Annotated in this window: 9 protein-coding genes; 2 read left to right on the top strand and 7 right to left on the bottom strand. The window is 58.3% G+C overall.

What is annotated here, in order from left to right:
* Positions 1-174: 174 nt before the first annotated feature.
* Both DXD39_RS06285 and DXD39_RS06280 read left to right on the top strand, forming a co-directional pair.
* The gene (locus tag DXD39_RS06285) at positions 175-1320 is read left to right on the top strand and encodes a sensor histidine kinase (protein WP_117803506.1); all 1146 of its coding nucleotides are present in this window, start codon (positions 175-177) and stop codon (positions 1318-1320) included.
* On the top strand, positions 1317-1946 hold the full coding sequence (locus DXD39_RS06280; RefSeq protein WP_117803505.1) for a response regulator transcription factor: 630 nt from the start codon (positions 1317-1319) through the stop codon (positions 1944-1946). Before DXD39_RS06285 ends, DXD39_RS06280 begins: the two co-directional genes overlap by 4 nt.
* 798 nt (positions 1947-2744) lie before the next feature.
* On the opposite strand, the gene DXD39_RS06275 is transcribed toward DXD39_RS06280, so the two are convergent.
* The 7 genes from DXD39_RS06275 to DXD39_RS06245 form a co-directional block, all read right to left on the bottom strand.
* Positions 2745-3086, bottom strand: coding sequence for a 4Fe-4S dicluster domain-containing protein (locus tag DXD39_RS06275; RefSeq protein ID WP_117630030.1), 342 nt, complete (start codon positions 3084-3086; stop codon positions 2745-2747).
* A gap of 7 nt (positions 3087-3093) precedes the next feature.
* Positions 3094-4182 (bottom strand): nickel-dependent hydrogenase large subunit, encoded by a 1089-nt coding sequence (locus DXD39_RS06270; RefSeq protein ID WP_117803504.1) that lies wholly within the window; start codon positions 4180-4182, stop codon positions 3094-3096.
* A gap of 5 nt (positions 4183-4187) precedes the next feature.
* Complete coding sequence (locus DXD39_RS06265) at positions 4188-4901, bottom strand: NADH-quinone oxidoreductase subunit C (protein ID WP_117803503.1); 714 nt, start codon at positions 4899-4901, stop codon at positions 4188-4190.
* Positions 4901-5488 (bottom strand): NADH-quinone oxidoreductase subunit B family protein, encoded by a 588-nt coding sequence (locus DXD39_RS06260; protein ID WP_117803502.1) that lies wholly within the window; start codon positions 5486-5488, stop codon positions 4901-4903. The genes DXD39_RS06265 and DXD39_RS06260 overlap by 1 nt, the downstream gene beginning before the upstream one ends.
* 12 nt (positions 5489-5500) lie before the next feature.
* Complete coding sequence (locus DXD39_RS06255) at positions 5501-8383, bottom strand: proton-conducting transporter membrane subunit (protein ID WP_117803501.1); 2883 nt, start codon at positions 8381-8383, stop codon at positions 5501-5503.
* Between the two features lie 287 nt (positions 8384-8670).
* Entirely contained in the window at positions 8671-9066 is a 396-nt protein-coding gene (locus DXD39_RS06250; protein ID WP_089573462.1) for a helix-turn-helix domain-containing protein, read from the bottom strand.
* Between the two features lie 729 nt (positions 9067-9795).
* On the bottom strand, positions 9796-20529 hold the full coding sequence (locus tag DXD39_RS06245) for a hypothetical protein (protein ID WP_117803500.1): 10734 nt from the start codon (positions 20527-20529) through the stop codon (positions 9796-9798).
* Between the last annotated feature and the right edge of the window lie 15 nt (positions 20530-20544).

The raw sequence follows: 20544 nt of genomic DNA, 5'->3' as shown, positions 1-20544 counted from the left end.
CGGCCCGGTACGATTGCATCATCGCAGGAGCTGACGGCGCGCACCAGTGAGCTTTGTCACGAGTGCGGGGCGGTCGCGTAGCCTGCTGACGCGACCGCCCCGCCGCGTGGGAGGAATGTCACGGTTGCCCCGGGCGGCGCCTCCCCCGCGCGCGGCTTCGCGTACAATACCCGTATGAACAGGCTTTTCGACAAATCGATCGTGCTGGCGTGCTGCATTGCGGCCGCCACGGGCCTTGCTGTGGACGCTCGCCTGGTCGCGGCGTTTTGCCTTGGCGTTATTGCCACCTCGCTGGCCGAGCTCGCACAGAAGGAACGCACGAGCCGCACAAGCGAGGCCGCGAGCTACGCTTACATCATCGCGGCTGTCTTCGTGCCGCCGTTTGTGCCGTTTGCGCCCCTCGCCCTCTATGACATCGCGCGGCGCGTGCGCCGTGAACGCGTTTGGGTCGCGCTGGGCATTGGCGTCGCCTTTGTCTTTGCACTCGTCGCGGACCTTCGCGCCGACGCGCTTGCCGCTCGAACGCTCCTGCTGACCGCCATCCTTTCAGTCGCCGCCACCCTACTGTCACTGCGTACCGCCCAGTTGGAGCGCGAGCAGCAGCGCATGCGCCGCATCCGCGACGAGCTGCAGGAACGAGCCCTCGCGCTCGAAGCGCGCAACCGTGACCTTGCCGACCGCCAGGACTACGAAGTCGAGCTCGCGACACTCGCCGAACGCGCCCGCATCGCGCGCGAGATCCACGATAGCGTTGGCCACCAACTTACACGTGCCTCGCTGCAGACCGAGGCCCTGCGCGTCGTGCACGCCGACGAGCCCAGGGTTGCCGCCGATTTCGCCGACGTCAAGCACACCGTTGACGAGGCGCTCCAACTTGTGCGCGCCAGCGTCCACGCGCTCAATGACACTGCCGCCGACCTCTCCGTACAGCTCGAGTGCATCGTGGAAGGCGCGTGCTCAGATGGCGGCCCGCAGATTGAGATTGAGGTTTTGGCCGAGCATGCGCCCGCCAACATCACCAACTGCTTTGCGGCGGTCCTGCGCGAGGCGCTCTCCAACACCATACGCCACGCCCATGCCAAAACCATTACCGTGCGGTGCATGGAGCATCCGTCGTTTTACCAGCTCATCGTTACCGATGATGGCGCAGACGCGACCCCGGCGAGCAGCAGCAACGTCGCGGAAGGCATGGGGCTCGGCTCCATGCGCGAGCGCGTCGAGGCGCTTGGCGGCACCTTCACCGCCGGCCCGCGCGCCGGCGCCGGCGGCTGGCGTGTGTTTGCCACCGTTCCCAAACAGCAAGGAGATGAGGCCCGATGAGGCTCATAGTTGTCGACGACGACCGTTTGGTGGTCGATTCGCTCAAGATTATCCTGGGCGCACAGCCGCAGATCGAGGTGGTGGGTACCGGCGCCAATGGCGACGACGCGGTCGCGCTCTACGCCGAGCACGCGCCCGATATCGCGCTACTCGACATCCAGATGCCGGGGCGCGACGGCCTTTCGGCGGCACGCGAGATCCTCGAGCGCGACCCTGCGGCGCGCGTGGTGTTTCTGACAACATTCTCGGATGACGAGTACATTGTGTCGGCGCTCAAACTGGGCGCCCGCGGCTACCTGATCAAAACCGATGTCGCCGCCATTCCACCGGCACTGGCGCAGGTCATGGACGGCAAACGCGTGCTCGAGGGCAAGGCGATCGAGGACATCGATTTTGACGGGACAGGCGCCGATGCCAGCACGCCTCGCCGACCCGCCGCCTTTGCCAGCCTGACCGACCGTGAGTTCGAAGTCGCCGAGCTCATCGCCCGCGGCCTCGATAACAAGGAGATTGCCGCCGCCGCTTACATGGGCGAAGGCACCGTACGCAACCACATCAGCTCGATCCTTGCCAAAATGGGCCTACGCAACCGCACGCAGATCGCCATCGCCTACCTGCGAGGGTAATTGCCCAACAACCGACCACCCCGGCATAGCAAAATGGCTGCTATCGATTTAATGCCATTTCAAAACTATGCCGGTTTACTACGATGAATCGCCCACCTTCGACCACGGCAAATTGCACGCTTCCAAAACCGCAGGTAGAACGCTTGCGATATTTAGAAAAATGCAGTCATGGTCGGGAATGTCGAGTTCATCGTAGTAAACCGGCATAGTTTTGTTCGGGCGGCCCTGCGCGAGTGCCTCCGCAAGCCTTGCGAGACCAAAATGATCTGCTTTCTTCCGCCCGCGGAGATCGGCTGACGGCGCCCGCCACGAAATGGGCCCATCTACTACGTTTGACCCGATACCCCTGACCATAGCCGCGTTTCATGAAAAATCGCAGGCGTTCTACCTGCGGTTTTCATTTCACATTACTTGCCGTGGTCGAGGGCTGCCGCCTAAACATAGTAGATGGGCCCATTTCGTGGCAGACGGGTCACGCGGCAGCCCTCGCAAGGCAAAAATGATCCGTTTCCCTCTGTCCACGGGAGATCAAAGGCTGTTACTGATATGGCGCCATTTCAAAACTATGCCGGTTTACGGGGCTAAAGTCGGAGCCCTCATCCATACCCCCTATTTTTGAAAAACAGCAAGCAGTCTACCTGCGGTTTTATTATCTTGGTTTTCGATATGGTCGGAGGTTCGCTATCCAGTCCCGTAATCCGGCATAGTTTTGTTCGCAGCGGCACAACCGCGCGCTCACGCGCGGGGCCGGCGGGGCATTTTTGCCCCGCCGGCCCCTATTCCAGTTCTACCCCTGCGCTACTCCGGCTTGGTTTCTACTGTGGGAGTCTTGTCCGCTGCGACTGGGGTGCGGGCGGTGTCCATAGTCAGGCAGTGCTTGGGGCAGCTCTCGATGCACTCACCGCACACCACGCAGGCATACGGGTCGATCGACCACGTTCCACCCTTGCGATCGACTGCGAGCGCGCCCGCCGGACAGCGACGCGCACACATGCCGCAGCAGATGCACGCGTCCATGTCGTTGACGATATGCCCGCGCAAGCGCTCGGGTGCCGCGAGCTTCTCCTGCGGATAGCACACCGTTACCGGCTGCTTGACCATAGAGCCCAAGGCCGTCTTGGCAAATGTCAGCAAACTCATGCCGCGCCTACCTTTCCGTGCAGCTAATGCAGGGGTCGATGGTCAGGATAATCATGGGCACGTTGGCAAGGAGCACGCCCTGCAGCGCATGTGTCAGACCCGCCAGGTTTTGCGATGTCGGCGTTCGCACGCGAAAACGGTCCAGGTTCTTGGTGCCGTTGCCGCGTACATAGTAGTACGCCTCGCCGCGCGGCTGCTCAATCACAACTTCGCCGCGCGCGCCGTCGGCCGGCGTAAGCTTGGTGCGCCCGCCGATGCCGTCGTGTGGAATCTTACCGACAAGCTCCTTGATGATATCCATGGCCTGCGTGACCTCGGCGCAACGCACCTGGCAGCGGGCATAGCAGTCGCCGTCGGTTGCCACGATGGGCTCAAACGCGGCCAAATCCGCATAGGCACCGTCGCCAAACATGCGCACGTCGTAGTTCACGCCCGAGGCGCGACCGAACGGGCCGACCATCGAAAGCTCCAGTGCGTCCTTCTTGCTGATCACGCCCACGCCATGCAGGCGCTCGCCGCAGCTGTCGTCGTCCAAAAACGTATGCACCAGGGCATCGTAGTCAGGACGCATGGCATCGAGCGTCTGGACAATGCCCGCCAGCTCGGAATCCTCGATATCGTGCTTAAGGCCGCCGATCTCGTTAATCGACAGGATCACGCGACCGCCGCACGTGCTCTCAAAGATCTTGAGAATCTGCTCGCGCAGCGTCCACGAACGATAGAACAGCGCCTCAAAGCCAAAGGCATCGGCGAGCAGGCCCAGCCACAGCAAATGCGAGTGAATACGCGAGAGCTCGTGCAGAATGGTGCGGATATACTGCACGCGGCCGGGCACCTCGATGTCAAGCATGCGTTCGCAGGCGCTGGCATAGCCGCAGCTGTGGCCCACGGCGCAAATGCCGCAGATGCGCTCGGCGATGTAGCCAAACTGATGCATGTCGCGCTTTTCGGTGAGCTTCTCGAGTCCGCGGTGCACAAAGCCGATCTGCGGAATTGCCTCGATGACGCGGTCGTCCTCGATTACCAGGTCCAGATGAAGCGGCTCGGGCAGCACCGGGTGCTGCGGGCCAAACGGAATTACGGAGCGATGAGCCATGGACCTTACGCCTCCTTTTTCTGCTTGTCGCGGGCGGCCTTGGCGGCAAGCGCCGCGCGGACCTTGGCCGCTTTCTCGGGATCCATGGCGGCGAGCTTTGCCTCCATCTCGGCGACCTTGAGCGCGGCCTTCGCAGCAGCCTCATCGTGCTGAACATCGGAGCCGGCAGCCGCAGCAGGCCGAGCAGCGGCGCCCACGGCATCGCCGGCACTCGCAGCACTCTCCCCTGCAGCAGCCGCCGCGGCGGCCTTTTCGGCCGCGGCCTTGCGCGCCTTGGCCTCGGCGGCAGCGCGGACCTTCATGACTTTCTCGCGCGCGGCCTTCACCTCGGGCGTGATGACGCTCATGGGCTCGGCGGTCGAGACCTGGTAGAAAAAGCCCTTAAAGTCGATCTGCATGTCGGTGATGGCAAGACCAAACAGGTCGTGGGCCTCATTTTCAAACGGGAACACCGCGGGGTAATACGAGCTGATGGACGGAATCTCCTGGTACTGATCGATGCCCTCAACTACCAGGTTCTCGATCGCATAGCTGCCGTCCTGAGCGATCTGCTCCTGTGCAGCACGGACGTTGATAAACGTGTAGACCAGGTGATACGATCCGTCGTCGACGTTGCGCTCGGCGTGCATCTGCACAAAGCGCGCGCCGGCACCCTTGAGCGCCTGCACATGCGGCAACAGTTCATCGATCCCGACGGTGGTATAAATTGCCTTTTGCATTACTTGGCCTCCTTTGCAGCGGCGGGCGCAGCAGGCTTCCCGGCAGGCGCGTCACCGGCACCGTCAGTCCCGGCCCCCGCAGCCACAAACCCGTCCTCGCCCAGCTCAACGCCACCATCCCAAGTAGCAGCGCCGCCCACGGTAAGCGGATCGCCACCGGCGCGCATCACGGCTTCCTTCTGGTCCAGGATGCCGCACGCCTCCACAATGGCATCGATCACCGTCTCGGGGCGAATGGCGCACCCGGGCGCGTACACATCCACGGGAATCGCGCGATCCACGCCGCCGATTACGTTGTAGGCATCGCGGAACACGCCGCCCGAGCACGCGCAGATGCCGCAGGCCACCACGCACTTGGGCTCGAGCATCTGGTTGTAAATTTGGCGCACGACGGGCAGGTTCTGGGCATTAACCGAACCCGTCACCAAAAAGATGTCCGCATGCTTGGGGTTGCCGGTGTTGACCACGCCAAAGCGCTCCGCATCGAACAGTGGGGTAAGCGAGGCCAGCACCTCGATATCGCATCCGTTGCAGCTCGAGCCGTCGTAATGAATAACCCACGGCGAGCGCGACATTTTATGATCCATGAATGCCGCCTCCTAAATAAACACGTCGACGAGGATGGGCATAAGGTTGAGCAGGCCAAACACCAGTGCCACGCCCCATCCGAGCTTAAAGCAGCTGCGCCAGGTGCTACGTGCGAAGGTGTTGTCGATCAGCACCTCGACAAAGTACGTCGTGGCCATCACGACCAGGGCTACGACCCAGCTCACCGGGTTGTCCCAAACAAAGAACATGCCCACCCACATCAAAAACAGCACGGTCTCGCACCAGTGCATAAGGGTCATCTTGGCCAGCGTGCCGCCGCTCATCTCGGTGGCGACGCCCTGGACAATCTCCTGATGCGCGTGATGCGAGTACGAAAGATCGAACGGCGACTTGCGCAGCTTGATGGTAAGCACCGCGAGCAATGCGAGGAAAATGGGCGCGCTGTACACGATGATGGGGGCCGACTGCCCCGTCACGGCGATGGAGTCGAAGCTGTCGGTGGCAAGGTACAGGCCCACACTCATCAGCAGAACGGCGGGCTCGTAACTCATAACCTGCAGCAGCTCGCGATCGGCGCCGACCTGCGCAAACGGGCTTTGCGTCGAGGCGGACGCCAGCACCACAAAGATCGCGGCGAGCGTCACCATAAAAGCGCACAGCAGCGTGTTGGAACCCGACACAAAGATGCCGCCGCCTACCACGGTAAAGATGAGCGCACATGCCATATAGGTATCGTCCATGGTGTTTACGCTGGCAGGGGCCTTGCGCAGCAGTTTGGCAACGTCGTAGAAGGGCTGCAGCAGACGCGGACCCACGCGGCCCTGCATGCGAGCCGAAAGCTTACGGTCAAGGCCGTCGATCAGGCCGCCCACAAGCGGCGCCAGCAAAGCAAACGCCACGGTGCCAATAAAAATGCCCACGACGCCCGAGCCTTCGAAATACTTGCCGCGCAGCACCGAGGGCGCGCTCATGGCAAGCCGCTCGGGCCCAATCCACGCGCAACACAGCAACGCAAACAAGATAATGCTGCAACACACGACGCTACCCGCGGGGCCAATACGCTTCTCGCCAAGGGCGTCCTCCGAGTACCAATTGCGCTTTTCGGCCTTCACCTCGTGTCCCATCGAGCCACGGAAATGGCGATATTTGTCGGTCCCCACACCCGAAAGGTACACGTTGACGTGCGGTTTGTTGCTCACGCGGAATGAAGTCAGCAGCACCACGGCGATAAACGCCACGATAACCACCATCAGATACATGGAGTCCTTGCCAATAACGTACGGCACGCGGCCAAACACCATGGCCAAGTAAGGCGACACCAGGCCGCTCGAGATGAGCGGGAACGCCACGCAGCACAGAATCAGCAGCGCGGCGATGGTGTTGAGGGCCATCCATTCGGTCTTATGGACATTGACCTCAACGTTTTGAGCCGTGGGGTCGACGCCCGAAAGCTTGGCAAGCCACTTGCCCCAGAAGAAGAACGTCGCGGCCGAGCCAAAGGCAAGCACCATGATCATGAGCACGTTGCCGGTCTGCGCGAACGCCACCAGGGCGCCCCACTTGGACACGAGCATGCCAAACGGTGCCACGAACATGCCCATGATGCCCAGCATCATCAGACGCGTAAGGTGCGGCATGCGGCTGAACATACCGTCCATGTCCTCGATATTGCGGCTGCCGATATGATGCTCGGCCGTGCCCACGCACAGGAACAGCAGCGACTTGGCCACCGTGTGGAACAGGATCAGGAAGATGGCGGCCCATACGGCCTCGGGCGCGCCGACACCCAAGCAAGCACTGATGAGGCCCAAGTTGGAAATGGTGGAGTACGCGAGGACGCGTTTGGCGTTGCTCTGCGAGATGGCCATGAGGGCAGCGAGCAAAAACGTGATGGCACCCACGCTCGTGACCATAAAGCCGGTCACGGGATAGATGGCATAGAGCGGGCTGAGCTTGACCATCAGGAACACGCCGGCTTTGACCATGGTTGACGAGTGCAGCAGGGCACTCGTGGGCGTGGGGGCAACCATGGCACCCAATAGCCAAGTGTGGAACGGCATCTGTGCGGCCTTGGTGAGCGCGGCAAGCGACAGCAACAGGACCGGCATCACCAGCAGCGCGGATTGCGCGGTTCCGGCGCTGGAAAGCTCGATCATGCCCGAGATGGTCAGCGGCATGCCGTTAACGTGCAGGTACATGAGTCCGGCCAAAAACGCGATGCCGCCCAGCATGTTGAGGATGATCTGGGTGAAAGCGTTTTTTATGGCCTCGGGCGTGCGCGTGTAGCCAATCATGAGGAACGAGCACACGGTGGTGATTTCCCAGCCACAGAACAGCCACTCAAGGTTGTCGCTTGTCACGATGACGAACATGGCCGAGAGGAACAGGAACATAAGCGCCAGGAACTGCGGGCGTCGGTCAGGCGCCGTCTGCCCGCGCAGCGCTGCCTCGTGCTCGTCGTGGGCCTGGAAATCCTTCATGTAGCCCAGGGCGTACACGCAGATAAGGCTGCCGACAATGCCGACGGCAAGCACCATGATCACGCTCATGTAGTCAAGGTAGAGTGGCGTTGCCGTGACGGCTTCGGTCGCGGGCAGCGTCATAGCTGCAAAGGTGAGCGAGCCCACCAGCTGCACCACGCCGAGCACCGTGGTGAGCGTGCTCTTATATTTACGCGCGTTGTACAGGATGACGGCGCACAGGATCACGTCGATGACGGAGCTGATGATCGAGAGCACATGCGAGGTGCCGGGGGCAACCTCGAAGCTCTGCGGGCCCGTGCCAAAAAACATGACGGCGACTACAACCGTCACCGCCATAATAATGCCGGAGCCTACAAGCCCTACCGCATCGCGGGCGCGGTCACCGCGCGCGAGCAGCATGCCCAGCGCCGGTACCAGCGGAAACAGGGTAAGGAAATACAGTAGCGTCATACCATCACTCCCCCATGCAAAAACGCTGCAATTGTTTAACGTTATAGCTCAGTTGAGGAGTAGCGGCGGCGGGTTTTCGGTCAACTGGGGAGTTTTAGGCGTACGGGGTAACGAGTCTGTCCGCTTTGGAGCAGAGAGGCGACGCTCCCCCTATCGCGGCGGCGGGCGCACGGGCCACTGCGCGCGGTTTATTAACCACTTTGGAGGATGTTCCAGTAGGCTCACGACGGTCCAAAAAGTTGGCGCGGCAAGAAAAATGCGCCCCTGTGGGCGCACCATCCCGTTCGCTATTCCGCCTTTTTAACGCGCGGCTTGCGACCGCGCGGCTTATCAACCAGCGCGGACTCACCGCTCTCGCGATACTGGCGGCACCAAGCCTTGACCGAAGACTCGCTGGGAATCTTGTGCTTGATCATGGCCTCGCGAACCGTTAAGCCGTTTTCCAAGCGGTCCTTGACCACGGCGAGCTTAACTTCGTACGAATAGGTGTGATGATGCGAACCGGCGTTGAGAACGGCGTCGGCACCGCCTACGGCATACGCGCGGGCCCACTGACGAGCCGTGGCCTGGGGAATGCCAAGCTCCGCGGCGAGGGCGCGATGACCGACCCCCTCTTGGAGGATCTCGACGGCGCGCTGCCTAACCTCGGGCGCATGCGTGCGAGTCCTAGTTGCTTCCGACATACCTGCCACTTCTTAGCCTTAACCGTTAATCTGCTTTCTTACGTGCAAGTTAGATAGTAGCATTTTACTGTTTGCTCAAAGCAGTTAATTAAAATAGACGCGGCGTTATCTGGGCATTTGCCATTTATTTGCGACAGTTCTTTACATTTAATTTACGCAGCTAGTTAGCTCGCAGCTCATTGAGCGTGTTTTACCAACCAGATTGGTATCTTTTTGTTTCGCTTGGTATGGTCTTCATAATTATTAACCCCTCTAGCCTCTGGGCTAGCATGTCAGTCTTCCGCGTACTTTCCAGCTTTCCACTTAACATTCCAGCTTTCCACTTAACTTTCCAGCTTTCTACCCAGCTTTCCACCTTAAGTGTTAAGTTAAGTGGGAAGTTGGAAAGCCTGGTGGAGGGGTCGGGAGAGCTAAAACACCTTTCTCCAACGGCGGCTGGACAGTTAGTTCAGATACGTATTTTTCTATGCTGATAAAGCTGCGCTATGGTCCCCGGAGAGGGTTCTTTGGCGACTCATTGCACGCAAATCGAGCCCAGATAGCTACCGAATCCTAGTTTTGAGCCCCTTTCTTCCCCAAAACGAGCGCCGGATGCGCCTGCTGCGGTCTGGAATTATACGTATCTGAACTAACTGTCCAGCGGAGTCCAAGACTGGGATCGCGCAGACTAGAAAGGGGGCGGCAACCGGGTGGTTGCCGCCCCCTTTGCGAAGCCAGTTGGCTTCGGAACTAGTGGTCGATGCCGTTGAGGTTCACCCTCGTGAGCGTGTAGGTCACATAGTCGGGCGATTGAGGCTTTGCGCTCGCCACGTCACCCTTGACCAAGCTCGCTGTCATCACCAGACGATAGTTCGCGTAGAACTGCTCACGCTGTTCAACCTGCGTGTTGACCTTAACGGTAAAGGGCAGGCTAAACGTCGTATTACCGTTCTTCGTTTTGAACTTGCCGTTCTCCTTCGAGTCAGTGAAGGTGATCGTGCTACCGGAGGGAGCGACCGCGGCAAGCTTACTCTCCGTCACTGTTACGTAGTTGGAGATATCATCCGTTACGCTCTCATACGTGCCGTCGGTTCCGCGGCGCTGAAGCGCGAGCGTGTACACAACAGAGTCTGCGTTCGCAATTGCCTCGGCGGCGTTGCTGAGTCCACCCAGTTCATACGTGGCACCCAGACCAATCGTGCCATTCGCGATCGGACGCAGGTCGTCCACGTTAATGCCAAGCTGCGACTTCTCAGGCGCCGATAGCGTAATGGTCGTATCACCCGTGTCCATGCGATAGTATCCAACGTTGCCGCGCTTCGTCATCGCCAGGCTCGAGGTGGCAAGACCAGAATCGCGCGTCGAAAGCTTGGCGGTATAGGACATCTTGGTACAGGCGTCCTCGCCAGACTGCTTGGACAGGGAGATAACCTTGTTGCAGCCGTCCGGCGTAAGGCGAATCTCTTCCACTACCGTACGCACGGTAAAGGATCCGCCCGCTGCACGCTTGCGGATTCCGGCAAGGTCATGGTCGAGCGTGAGCCTCAGTGAGTCATCACCCGTATCCGTCACAATCTGTGTAAACGCAGGCGTCGAAGCGTCATACGGCTCCCAATCGCTGCCATTCCACCTGTAGTTCTGATTGCCGATGGCAACATAGAACTTCGCAATCGCCGAAGTTCCGCTCGGGAAACTGCTTACTCCCATTAGGTTGTTGTTGGCGCCATAGCGACACAGCGATGTATCGAGCTGATAGAACAGATGGTCGCTCTCTGTATAGTATTGGCTCGGGCTAAACGTAACCGTATCCATGACATCGAGAGAAAGAACGTAGGCGGCACCGTCCTCCGACTTCGAAACCGGAATGCACGCCCCATCTTTTTTGTCGACTACATTCTGCTCATAATTGGACAAGATACTGTATGTCGATGCCGTACTGTTTTGAATATCGTCGCTGCCATCGGTGCGTAAAACATGATGCAGATTCCAAGATATGCGGGCACCCGAAGAATTCGAGTCAATAGACGAAGCCGTAAAACCGTTGATATTAGCTTGCGTCACGCCGTCGCCCGACTTGGGCACGTTGACAACTAGGTAGACGCTCTCCGACGCACGCTGCTCCTTGCCGTTATCCTTAGGCACCTCTAGCGTATAGCGACTGTTGCTGGGAACGTCAGCACCCGCAACCTTAAACAGCGTCCACTTGCCATCGAGTTTCGCTTTAGCGGTCGCCTCTGCCTCGTTATCACACACGGTCCATGTGCCGGCGCCATCCTGTGTGGCCGACACATCCAAAATCTCGCTCAGCCATCGCTCCTGATATGGATTGCCCGCAGAATCCTTAAAGCCGTCGTTTCCGCTCAGGGAAACGCTCGTTGCTCCGCCTTCGCCCACCGTATAGTGATACTCTCTGCCACCGGCCCGGCCGTCAACGTTCGCATCGATGAGCGCAAGCTGGCTGCCCTGGGGCAACCTTCCGTCGGCACCATTGAAGAGGATGCTCTTACCGAGCCCCTTCATCGAGCCGCCAGCAGCCATATAGCTGTCCCAGCCAAAGTCGACTTCCTTCCCATTGGCAGAATTGTATGTCCAGGTAAGCAGACCCGTCATCGGCTCGCCAAAGCTCGTAAGCACGTGTGCATCTTTTCCAAGGTTAGCGTAGTCGCTTTCTTTAAACTTAGTGCCGTAATCATACGTTGCAGTGAAATCGATCTCGAGCTTGCGCTTAACGATGATCGGCACCTGAACGTTGTAGCTCTGACCCGCCTCGGTAAAGGTGACGGTCAGGAGCGTAAAGCGACCCTTGCCGTTATCCCAATCGGAGCTTGGGCTAAACGACATGTTGTTCTTGCCGTTGTTCACCACGCGAAGCGTGGGATTGTTCGACGCGTCATCGTCCTTAACGAACACACCGTCCTTGAGTTGGAAAACCTCTGCTTTGGCCGTCACGTGCGGATTGGTGCCATTCTCGTTATTCAATCTGCAGGCATCGGAGAAGCCGCCGTTCGTGACGATGTTTAGATAGCTCTTGACCGTCGTGTTGTCGTTGCCAGAGATCACCAAAACGGAGAAATCCGTTGTGGCTTGGTTGCTGCTTGTATCATTATTCGAATTGAACTTACTGGCCACGGATGAGGCATCGTAGCTCGACTTATTTTGATAGGCGCCGTTGTCATTAATGCCGCCGATATTCGTGTAGGTGTAGCGATCGGCAACACCGGTGCCTGCCTCGCTCTGGACGGTCGCCGCGGTGTCGATGGTGGCGCCGTCGCCAAACAGGTAGCGATCGGTGGTGTCGTTGTCGGAGGCACGCACCGCCAGCGTGCTTACGGGGCTCGTGGTCACGTACGGGCTTGCCGCCGTGGTAGCGGTATCGTCCGCACCGTAGAGCGTGGTGCCCTCGTCGGGCGCGCGCAGCGTGTCCTTATAGTCGCCGAACGCGATGTAGGTCTTCCTGTTTACGGCGGCCGTATTGGTCGTGTAAACCATCGGCGGCAGATCACGCGTGGTCTTGCCGTTGCCGAGCTTTACGTTCACGCCCGCTGCGGAGAGGCTATAGCCGTTTGTGTCAACCTCGCCTAAGAGCACGCCCTGCTTAGAGCCCAATTTGTAGGTATTGCTGTCCATGAGCACGTTTACCAGATGGAACTGGCCGCGTCCGTCGCCCGCAATGCCGCCGTTGGAGGTTCCGCCAAACGTTGTGTTAGATACCTTTGTGTTGGTGACGTTGATGACGTCGGCACCGCTGTTAATCGCGCCAAGTAGACCGCCGCTCCACCTGCCCTTGATCGTGGCGCACTCAATCGCGATATTGTTGCAGGCTATGTTCACATTGCTGAAGTAGTAGCCGATAAGTCCGCCCGAGCATTGGTCGGTGCCGGCAATGTTGATATTCTCGACGCTACAGTCCTCAAACCAGTACGTGTTGGGGCTGCCACTGCTCGTGACCTCGCCAATCAAGCCGCCCGCATTACGGATGCTATTGTTCGTTCCGGTGGCATCGCCGATGATGGCGCTCTTGGCATCGCCTCCGGCATCAATGCGCACGTTGCTTATAGAAATAACGCCTCTATAGGCGCTTCCGACCACACCGCCGGCGCCCATGTACTTATCGGTGTTCGACCCGGTGGCGAGTACATTTACCCCAGAGATGACTGCCGTGCTCGATGCGACGGCTTCCGTGATGCCAATTTTGGTGTTCACCGATACGTTACTGGAGGTATAACCGAACACGCCGCCCACGTAGGGTGTTGTTCCCGTGGCGGTTATGGTCGAGTTTTTGCCAATAGTCTTCTCGTATACCCCCGTGGCCGCGGTTGTCCACACGCTGCACGGCGAGGCGATCGCACCCACATAGCCGCCAACGTACTTCTCGCCCGTGACGCTAAGGCCAGTGTATGAGCAGTCATAGAGATTCGCGGGCGCCTGCGTGCCGGAGCCGAAATTGACCATATAGGTCACGTCGTTATCCGTCCTTCGGCTGGTACGGCCCGAGCTGCCAAGAAGCCCTCCTACGCTCTTTGCGCCCAACACGGTGCAGTTCTTCATCTGTACGTTGCGGTAGACGCCACGCGTGTTGCCGTCGTAGTTGGCCGTTGCGCCCGCCAATAGGCCGGTGCCGATGAGGTCGTTCGATGCCGGTCCCGAGGCAATGCTACCGTTGGCGTCTTTGTACGTGAGCGATACGTTGCAGTTACTAAAGGTAAGGTCTTTGACCTGAGCGCCGTCATTCGCGGTGACGCTCTGCCCCACATTGGTTGAGGTGAACATCACGGTGCTGAATAGGCCGCCCACGCCCGAGACCTTATAGTCGTCATCGGCATATTCGACGACGCCGTAAGTGGCATCTTTGGCGCCTACCGTGATGGTGGCCCCGTTGCCGTCGATCGTTGCCACGTGCGGCGTGATGCGGTCGCGATCGGTGGACGCCTCGTTCGAGCTGCAAGCATTGGAATAGTAACGGCCGCTAAGGCCCACGTATCCCGTGCCGTAGCCGGTCATATCGTAGGTGGCATTTTCCTTGAACTCCAGGCTCATGCCGATAGATTTCGACGCGCACACGTAGCCCGTTTGGTAGTCGGCAGCGTAGGACGCCACCAGGTAGGGCGAATTTACATCGTCATCATGGTCGAGCGGGCCGTGCCACCCCTGTTTGCCCGGGGCCTTCTGGTCATCGTTTTTGGCGGTTTCGAAATCGCCGGCAGCGCTCGCAGGCTTGCCCACGCAGTCGTAGCTGGCATTTCGCACCTTACCATATTCCTTGTTGCCAAACAGGTAGCCGTTTATCGCCGGGTCCTGCTTATCGCTGCCCCAGTACGCCTTGGAGCCGCGGAACACGCCATAATTAGCGTAGTCGGTATGTGCCGCTCCAGCACCCGCACCCGAGCTAATGATGGCCGAGAGCACCAAAAGGCCCTGGGCGTTTTCCACCGTGGTCACGGGTGCCTCGGCATCAGTGCCGATATACTTGTTGTCGGTGCCCGTGGTAGTGACGCAGGCGGTTCCCTTGTTTGTGAGCTCGTTGATCTTGTAGCTAGCGTTACCGTTTTCGACTTTGCAGCCCTCGCTAAAGGCATAGCCATCAATCACACGGCCAACGTAGGGATTGTCGTACTGCCGGAAGTTGCCCGTTCCAAGCCCCTGAGACTTGTCGCTGGTTCCAGCGCGCCAAGACGTCCCTGACATATTGCGGAAGATCACACCGCCGCCCGCAATGGCACCAACGTAACCGCCGACGGGAACAAGATGTGACTTAGTTCCGCCACCAGTAACCGTAAAGCCAGTTGTGGGGTTATCGGCCGTCGCCCCATTTACGACCACGCCATCGATAATGTTATCGCCACCAAGGATGCAGCCGATAACGCCACCAAAGAACGCCGTTGGGGCACCGTCGGCGTCCTTGGCAGAATAAGTAATCGCCGCCGACTCGTTCACATAATTGATGTTGAGGTTGCGTACCACGCTGCCATAGCTATAGGGAACCAGGCCGCGAAGCTCGCCCTTGTTGTTTTCAATCTCAATTGTTGCAGTCGAGGCGCCCAGATCGCCAACGATAACACCGCGGAACGGATTGGCCTTGTTGCCAAACCCGCCAAACGATGCCGCATCGACGGTAATCTTACTATCTTTGTCAGGCTCTATGCTGTAATACGCACTCTGTATATAGCGGCGCACGGTTTCGTCGCTCAGCGTCTGCTCGGGATCGGTCTTATCGCCGATCTTCCTCTCCCATTTTTTATCAGTACCGTTTGCCTGCTTATAGACGTACGTAACCTCATTGTTGGTCGATTGGTCGCTGCGGCGAGTGCAAAGCGCACTCTGGTCAGCGGCAATGGTGACTTCCCAGCCATCCAATGCCACGCTATTGTTGATGTAGTTGGCGATGGCGTTCATCTCCGTCGCGTCCTTAACGGTATACGGATCGCCATATGTACCACATCCCGTTATCAGCTTTGGAATACGCTGGTTGACTTTTATTTCGTGGTACTGGACATTGCTCTCGGTGGCCTTCCCCTTATAAACATAAGGAAGATAGTCACCGAACACCGGGGCATCGACATTCGCCGTCTTATCCCCAGCCTTCACCAAGCCGTTAGGGGTGCCATACGTCGCTTCATCGTAATACCAAAGCTGCTTGCCGGAGTACTCCGTGCCTTTCCTATCAATTTCGGATCCGTAGGTCACCTTGTCATTTTGAGCGGCATCTGCTGTAAAGGTATAGTCCGCCGAGCCCGTGCCGCCGGTCGCGTAGCCAAAGCTCTCCAGCAGGCTCGCGTGGGTAAAAATCGAATTGTCCGTTTGGCTGGGCAAGCTTATTTTCTCAAACTTCGCTATGACCTGATTGGCCTTATCTCCCACGCCGAGCTCGCCAAACAAGCTTGTAGCTGCAATCTTTTTTTTCGTACCGTTATTGTACGAATCGGTTACCGAGATATTCTTCGCATCAAGGTTTACAAGGGTCTGCATCTGGTTGATTAGCAGTGGAGCGTATTGGGTGGCGTTCGTCACACCATCGACCGCAAGACCATCGAGCACTAAACCGTTTATCGTGATTTGTGCCACATTGGTTTTTTTGACGGGTCCGTAGATATAGCGACACACAAGCGCGCCAGACGAGCTTCCCCAATCGCTCACAACAGAGCCCACGGTACCAGCAAGCGTGACATTCTCAACCTTAAGATCGCCCGTGTGAGTTCGGATGAGAGCGCAGTGCATATTCTCGTGCTGCGTGGCTTCGTTATTCTTTTTATTGCCTTCTTGCTCAGCTTTAATATCGGAATAATGGAACGTAATGGTTGCGTTTTTTACCGTTACCGTGGAATTACTGGTGGGGTTGGTGGGGTAGAAGCTGTATCCCTCTAGGTTGATAGCCACGCCCTCGGAACCGTTCGTACCAATATTGTTTCCTTTGAAAATCTCACGATTTCCCGGAATGATATAGCCCTGAATTGCAGGCGGGGCATACAGGCATGCACACCAAAGCAACAAGTACTCCGGGCGGTCCATCCAGCTGCTCGCACTACTATTTTTTGAGTTGCTGCCTACTACCGTATACGCCTTGTCAAGATTGTAGTAATACCTCGTCCAAGCGTTGGTTTTGCGTGAGTTGCCGAAATCCGTTCGATTGTGATAGCTGTTATCGCTTCCCGGATTTCCGCTCATGTCGAGCTTGCCATTATTAACGTCGTCTTTGGTGTGAAGTGAAACGACAGTGTTCCATTCGGCATCGATTAGCTTGCTGCCTGGCTTCCTGCCGTCGCCAACCCATTCATCAAACTTCTTTATGGACTTAGCTTCCGCAACATGAATGCCTTCGACCCTATAGGCAGTACCCCAATAAGCCTTATCTTCTAGATATAATCCCGCATACGGCTCGGAACCGTATATTCCGTCGGCTACCCTGCTGCCACGGCCGACGAGCAAGCCCAACATCTCGGCGTTGCTCGCGTTAATGGTTGCACCCGAAAGGTCGATGGCATAGTCGTTGATGACCCAGTGGCCACTAGCGGCGTATACAAGACCGCCGAGCTCCTTGGAATTCTCCGCAGTTATTGAGGCCTTGGTTGTTCTCAGAGCATAGGAGTTTACATCCTTGTTAACGCTGTTATCTCCGATAGTTACGACCGCGTTGCCCCAGCTATAACCCAAGAGACCGCCCGCGCCATTGAGCTTATCGCCGTTTTTGCCGACGCTCATGGCGAACGAATCGAACACCAACCCTGCGATGTTGACGGTCGCCACATTGGTCTTGTTTGTCACGTTTTCTTGTTTACCCTGTGCGATGCAGCCGATAAGGCCACCAACTTGGGCAATCTTGCCGCTGGCGCAATTGCCGGTTTCGATTTTGCCGCCGGCTTCGAGACCCGTAACATTGAATGTCGAGGCATAATCGCCCACATAGCCGATGGCGCCGCCAATGCGAATATTGCCGTTAAGCGTTTTAGTTGCAGCGATGGTCGCTTGAGCCTTGCTGCTGCCCCCAAACGTAACCGTGGAAGCTGTCGACACGCTGCCCGCAATACCACCAATGTTCACATCGTTAATGTTCACATCGTTAGCGAACGTATCATCGCACGCGATATTCGTTTTGCACGTTGCGCCAGACAGCGTCAGACCGCCCGCAATGGTGCCCGCAAGCGATCCGGCATCAATGGCCGCGCCGTTATCGAACTTCATAGAGCCGGCGATTGTGACGTCGGAGACAGTTGCGCCGTTGATTGCTGCGAACAAGCCCAGGCGGCCGTGGCGATAGATTTTGCCGTTGCCATCACTGGTGGCACTGACCTCGCTATTGCCGCGCATGCCGTAAGGCTCGCCCACCGCCAGACTTATGGTGTGACCGTTGCCGTTGAGCGTGGCGGTAAAGCTGTGGTTGTTCTCGTTAACGCCGGCTTGCTCTTTGGGCTGTCGGTCTTTGGTAAGGCCGGTAAGACCTGTGCCGGAAAGGTTGATGTCTGCAGAGAGCGTGATGTTCGTCGAAGGAATCTGAGCGAAATTGTCATCCGCAACGTCCTCCACGGCGGAGAAGTACCCGCTCGTTTGCCAGGTGATCGCCAGCTTTGCGAAATCGTCGACGCCTGCCAGCACAAAGGCGCCACCAGTTTTTACGAGGTTCGATTTAAAGATACACTGGTGCGAATCGTTGATGGTGATGAGATCATTGCTCAGCCCACTGCCCAGGCGAATGACCTGACCATAGCTGTAGATGTCATCAATCTTGACCTGAGTGGTGGGGCGCTTGTATTGCCATTTTGTGATATCGCCTGCGGTGGCACCGCCGTCGCTTCCGCTACCCGCGGCAAAAATGAGTGAGTTGAAGTTCTCATAGACTAGCTGCGCGGTGTGGTCGTTTTCCGCGAATCTGGCGTCCGACAGATCGGTGACACCGCTGAACTTAACGATGCCGCGCCACGACGATCCGACGACTCCGGCAAAGCCGCCGTTCGAGCCGCCGATGGTGGCGTTGCCGGCGGTTTCGACCTTTAGGCCGCGCACTTCTAGAACGTTTTTTGTGTCCACGACGCCCACGGCACCGCCATACTTGCCACTATTGCTGGCGTAGCCCGATGTTGCACATGTCACCGTTGCGTCATCAATGACCACGGCAGACTCGTTGGGACTCCCGTTGCCTTCGCCAAGGTAGCCTACCAGGCCGCCCGCATAGGTGAGCTTGCCGTTGGAGCCCACGCCAAACGACACCGCGGCGCCATCCTGCACCGTGAACGCACGCAGTGCCTCGCCATCCTTCCTGCCCCACAGCTTGCCCACCAAGCCGCCGTAGTTGCCGCGCACGCTATTGTTGTTGTCCGTTCCGTTTTGCAACGTACTTGTATACGATCCGCCGCTGACGGTCACATCGCCGTTCGAGATGTCGAGCTCGCCGAACAGTCCGCCGGCAGAAGGAGCGACGCTCGTGTTGGATACGCTGAGATCCACGCCCTCGCCAAAGTCGAAGATGTCGCCATTGATGGTGAACTTGCCGGCAAACGAGGCGTCGCCGATAAGGCCACCTGCATACGTGCCGGCCGATGATGACCCAACCGCGCGTGCAGGCTTGATGGTGATGGCATTGCCCGAGGCGTCTTTTCCGCTGTTATCCGTACCCACGGTAAGCGTGAGGTTGGCTGCCTTGCCGATAAAACCGCCGCTGGCGGTGGTGCCCTTGACGGTGAGCGCGTGTAGGTCGAGAGCCTCCGTGACGTTGACCATGGCACCTGCACTCGAGCCAACGAGGCCTACAACGCCACCGGCAAAGCCGCTCGTGGACTGGACGGTGGCGGCGGGAACATTGGTCAGGGTGCCGACGCTCAGGGTCGCACCGTCCTTGACTTCGCCTACGAGCAGCCCAGCGTTGTCAGAGCTCGTTTCGACGGTTCCGCCTGAGGCCAGATCGTTGGGGAACGTGACGGACTCAACCGTCAAGGCCCCGCTTTCGACCGTGTTACCAATCAAGCCAATGTTGCCCGTCGCATTCACCTTGAGAATCTTGTGGGAACCGGTGAAGCTATAGGTAACTTTCGCAGCAAGATAGCCCGTCGTCTCACCCAGGAGGGGTGCCGTCAAGACGGAAGTCGTATCATCCTTCTTATCAACGGGACCCGCGATGTCAACCGACGCGTTAAGCGTCTTACTCTCTTCGCTGTTTTCCGCACCGCTGACCTTCGAAGCGACCATCGGCGCGCTATAGCTAGTCGCGCCCACCCACTTCATCTTGACCATATTGTTTTGGTCGGTCAGCTTGAGGCTATTAAAAACCGTCCGATCAGTCGTGAGCTCGACGGGACTATCAGCGCCATTCAGCGACCTATAGATCCTGCCTTCAAACGGATGCTCATCGCTGCCAAAGCCCTGGAAAGACATGCCGTTATTAGCCGACTCGGTGAGCTTCGCATCGCCCGTGATGATAACCTTGATCTGCGCATCATAGTAAAGCGAAGCGTCGGCGTTAGACAGGGCGGCGAACGCCTCCGACGACTTGACATTGAGGCTTTTGATTCCACTGTTATCTTCTTTGAGCACGATGTTTTCCGCACCATTAGCCTTGAGCAGCTCGACAAGCTTTTTCAAATCCGTGATCGTCGCACCCGCCTGGGCCTCAGCGTCCTCCGAAGTCGCATCATCGGCATCTTGCTCGGCGTCGTCAGCGGCGGCATCGTCAGCGGCATCGTCGCCTTCCGTCTGGTCGCCCGTGGAATCGGAACCCATGGCGCTATCGGTGGTATCGCCTGCTGCAGCGTCATCCTTCGCCGCGTCATCCCCAGCACTGTCGCTGTCGGCACCGGTATCACTCGACCCAGACCCGATCGTGACATCGCCGTTGGTCTCGCCGCCCTCGGCAGTATCCAACGCCTTCGCAGATGCGGCAGCAATCTCGTTCGAGATGTTCTGCCAGCCTGCCGCCACAGCAACCACCGTGGGCGAGCATGCTTGGAGCACCATGACCACCGTCATGAACTCTGCGAGTATGCGCTTTGCCGTTCTCATCGATTCCGTACCTCT

Source organism: Collinsella sp. TM04-29 (genome assembly GCF_003466565.1).
GTDB lineage: Bacteria > Actinomycetota > Coriobacteriia > Coriobacteriales > Coriobacteriaceae > Collinsella.
Note: the sequence above shows the minus strand (reverse complement) of the source record. Positions and strands in the feature narration are given on the sequence as shown.

Bases quoted from the DNA above. Each gene is read 5' to 3' on its own strand.
- DXD39_RS06270 (WP_117803504.1), bottom strand. From the start codon at position 4,182: ATGGCTCATCGCTCCGTAATTCCGTTTGGCCCGCAGCACCCGGTGCTG.
- DXD39_RS06265 (WP_117803503.1), bottom strand. From the start codon at position 4,901: ATGCAAAAGGCAATTTATACCACCGTCGGGATCGATGAACTGTTGCCG.
- DXD39_RS06275 (WP_117630030.1), bottom strand. From the start codon at position 3,086: ATGAGTTTGCTGACATTTGCCAAGACGGCCTTGGGCTCTATGGTCAAG.
- DXD39_RS06245 (WP_117803500.1), bottom strand. From the start codon at position 20,529: ATGAGAACGGCAAAGCGCATACTCGCAGAGTTCATGACGGTGGTCATG.
- DXD39_RS06250 (WP_089573462.1), bottom strand. From the start codon at position 9,066: ATGTCGGAAGCAACTAGGACTCGCACGCATGCGCCCGAGGTTAGGCAG.
- DXD39_RS06285 (WP_117803506.1), top strand. From the start codon at position 175: ATGAACAGGCTTTTCGACAAATCGATCGTGCTGGCGTGCTGCATTGCG.
- DXD39_RS06260 (WP_117803502.1), bottom strand. From the start codon at position 5,488: ATGGATCATAAAATGTCGCGCTCGCCGTGGGTTATTCATTACGACGGC.
- DXD39_RS06280 (WP_117803505.1), top strand. From the start codon at position 1,317: ATGAGGCTCATAGTTGTCGACGACGACCGTTTGGTGGTCGATTCGCTC.
- DXD39_RS06255 (WP_117803501.1), bottom strand. From the start codon at position 8,383: ATGACGCTACTGTATTTCCTTACCCTGTTTCCGCTGGTACCGGCGCTG.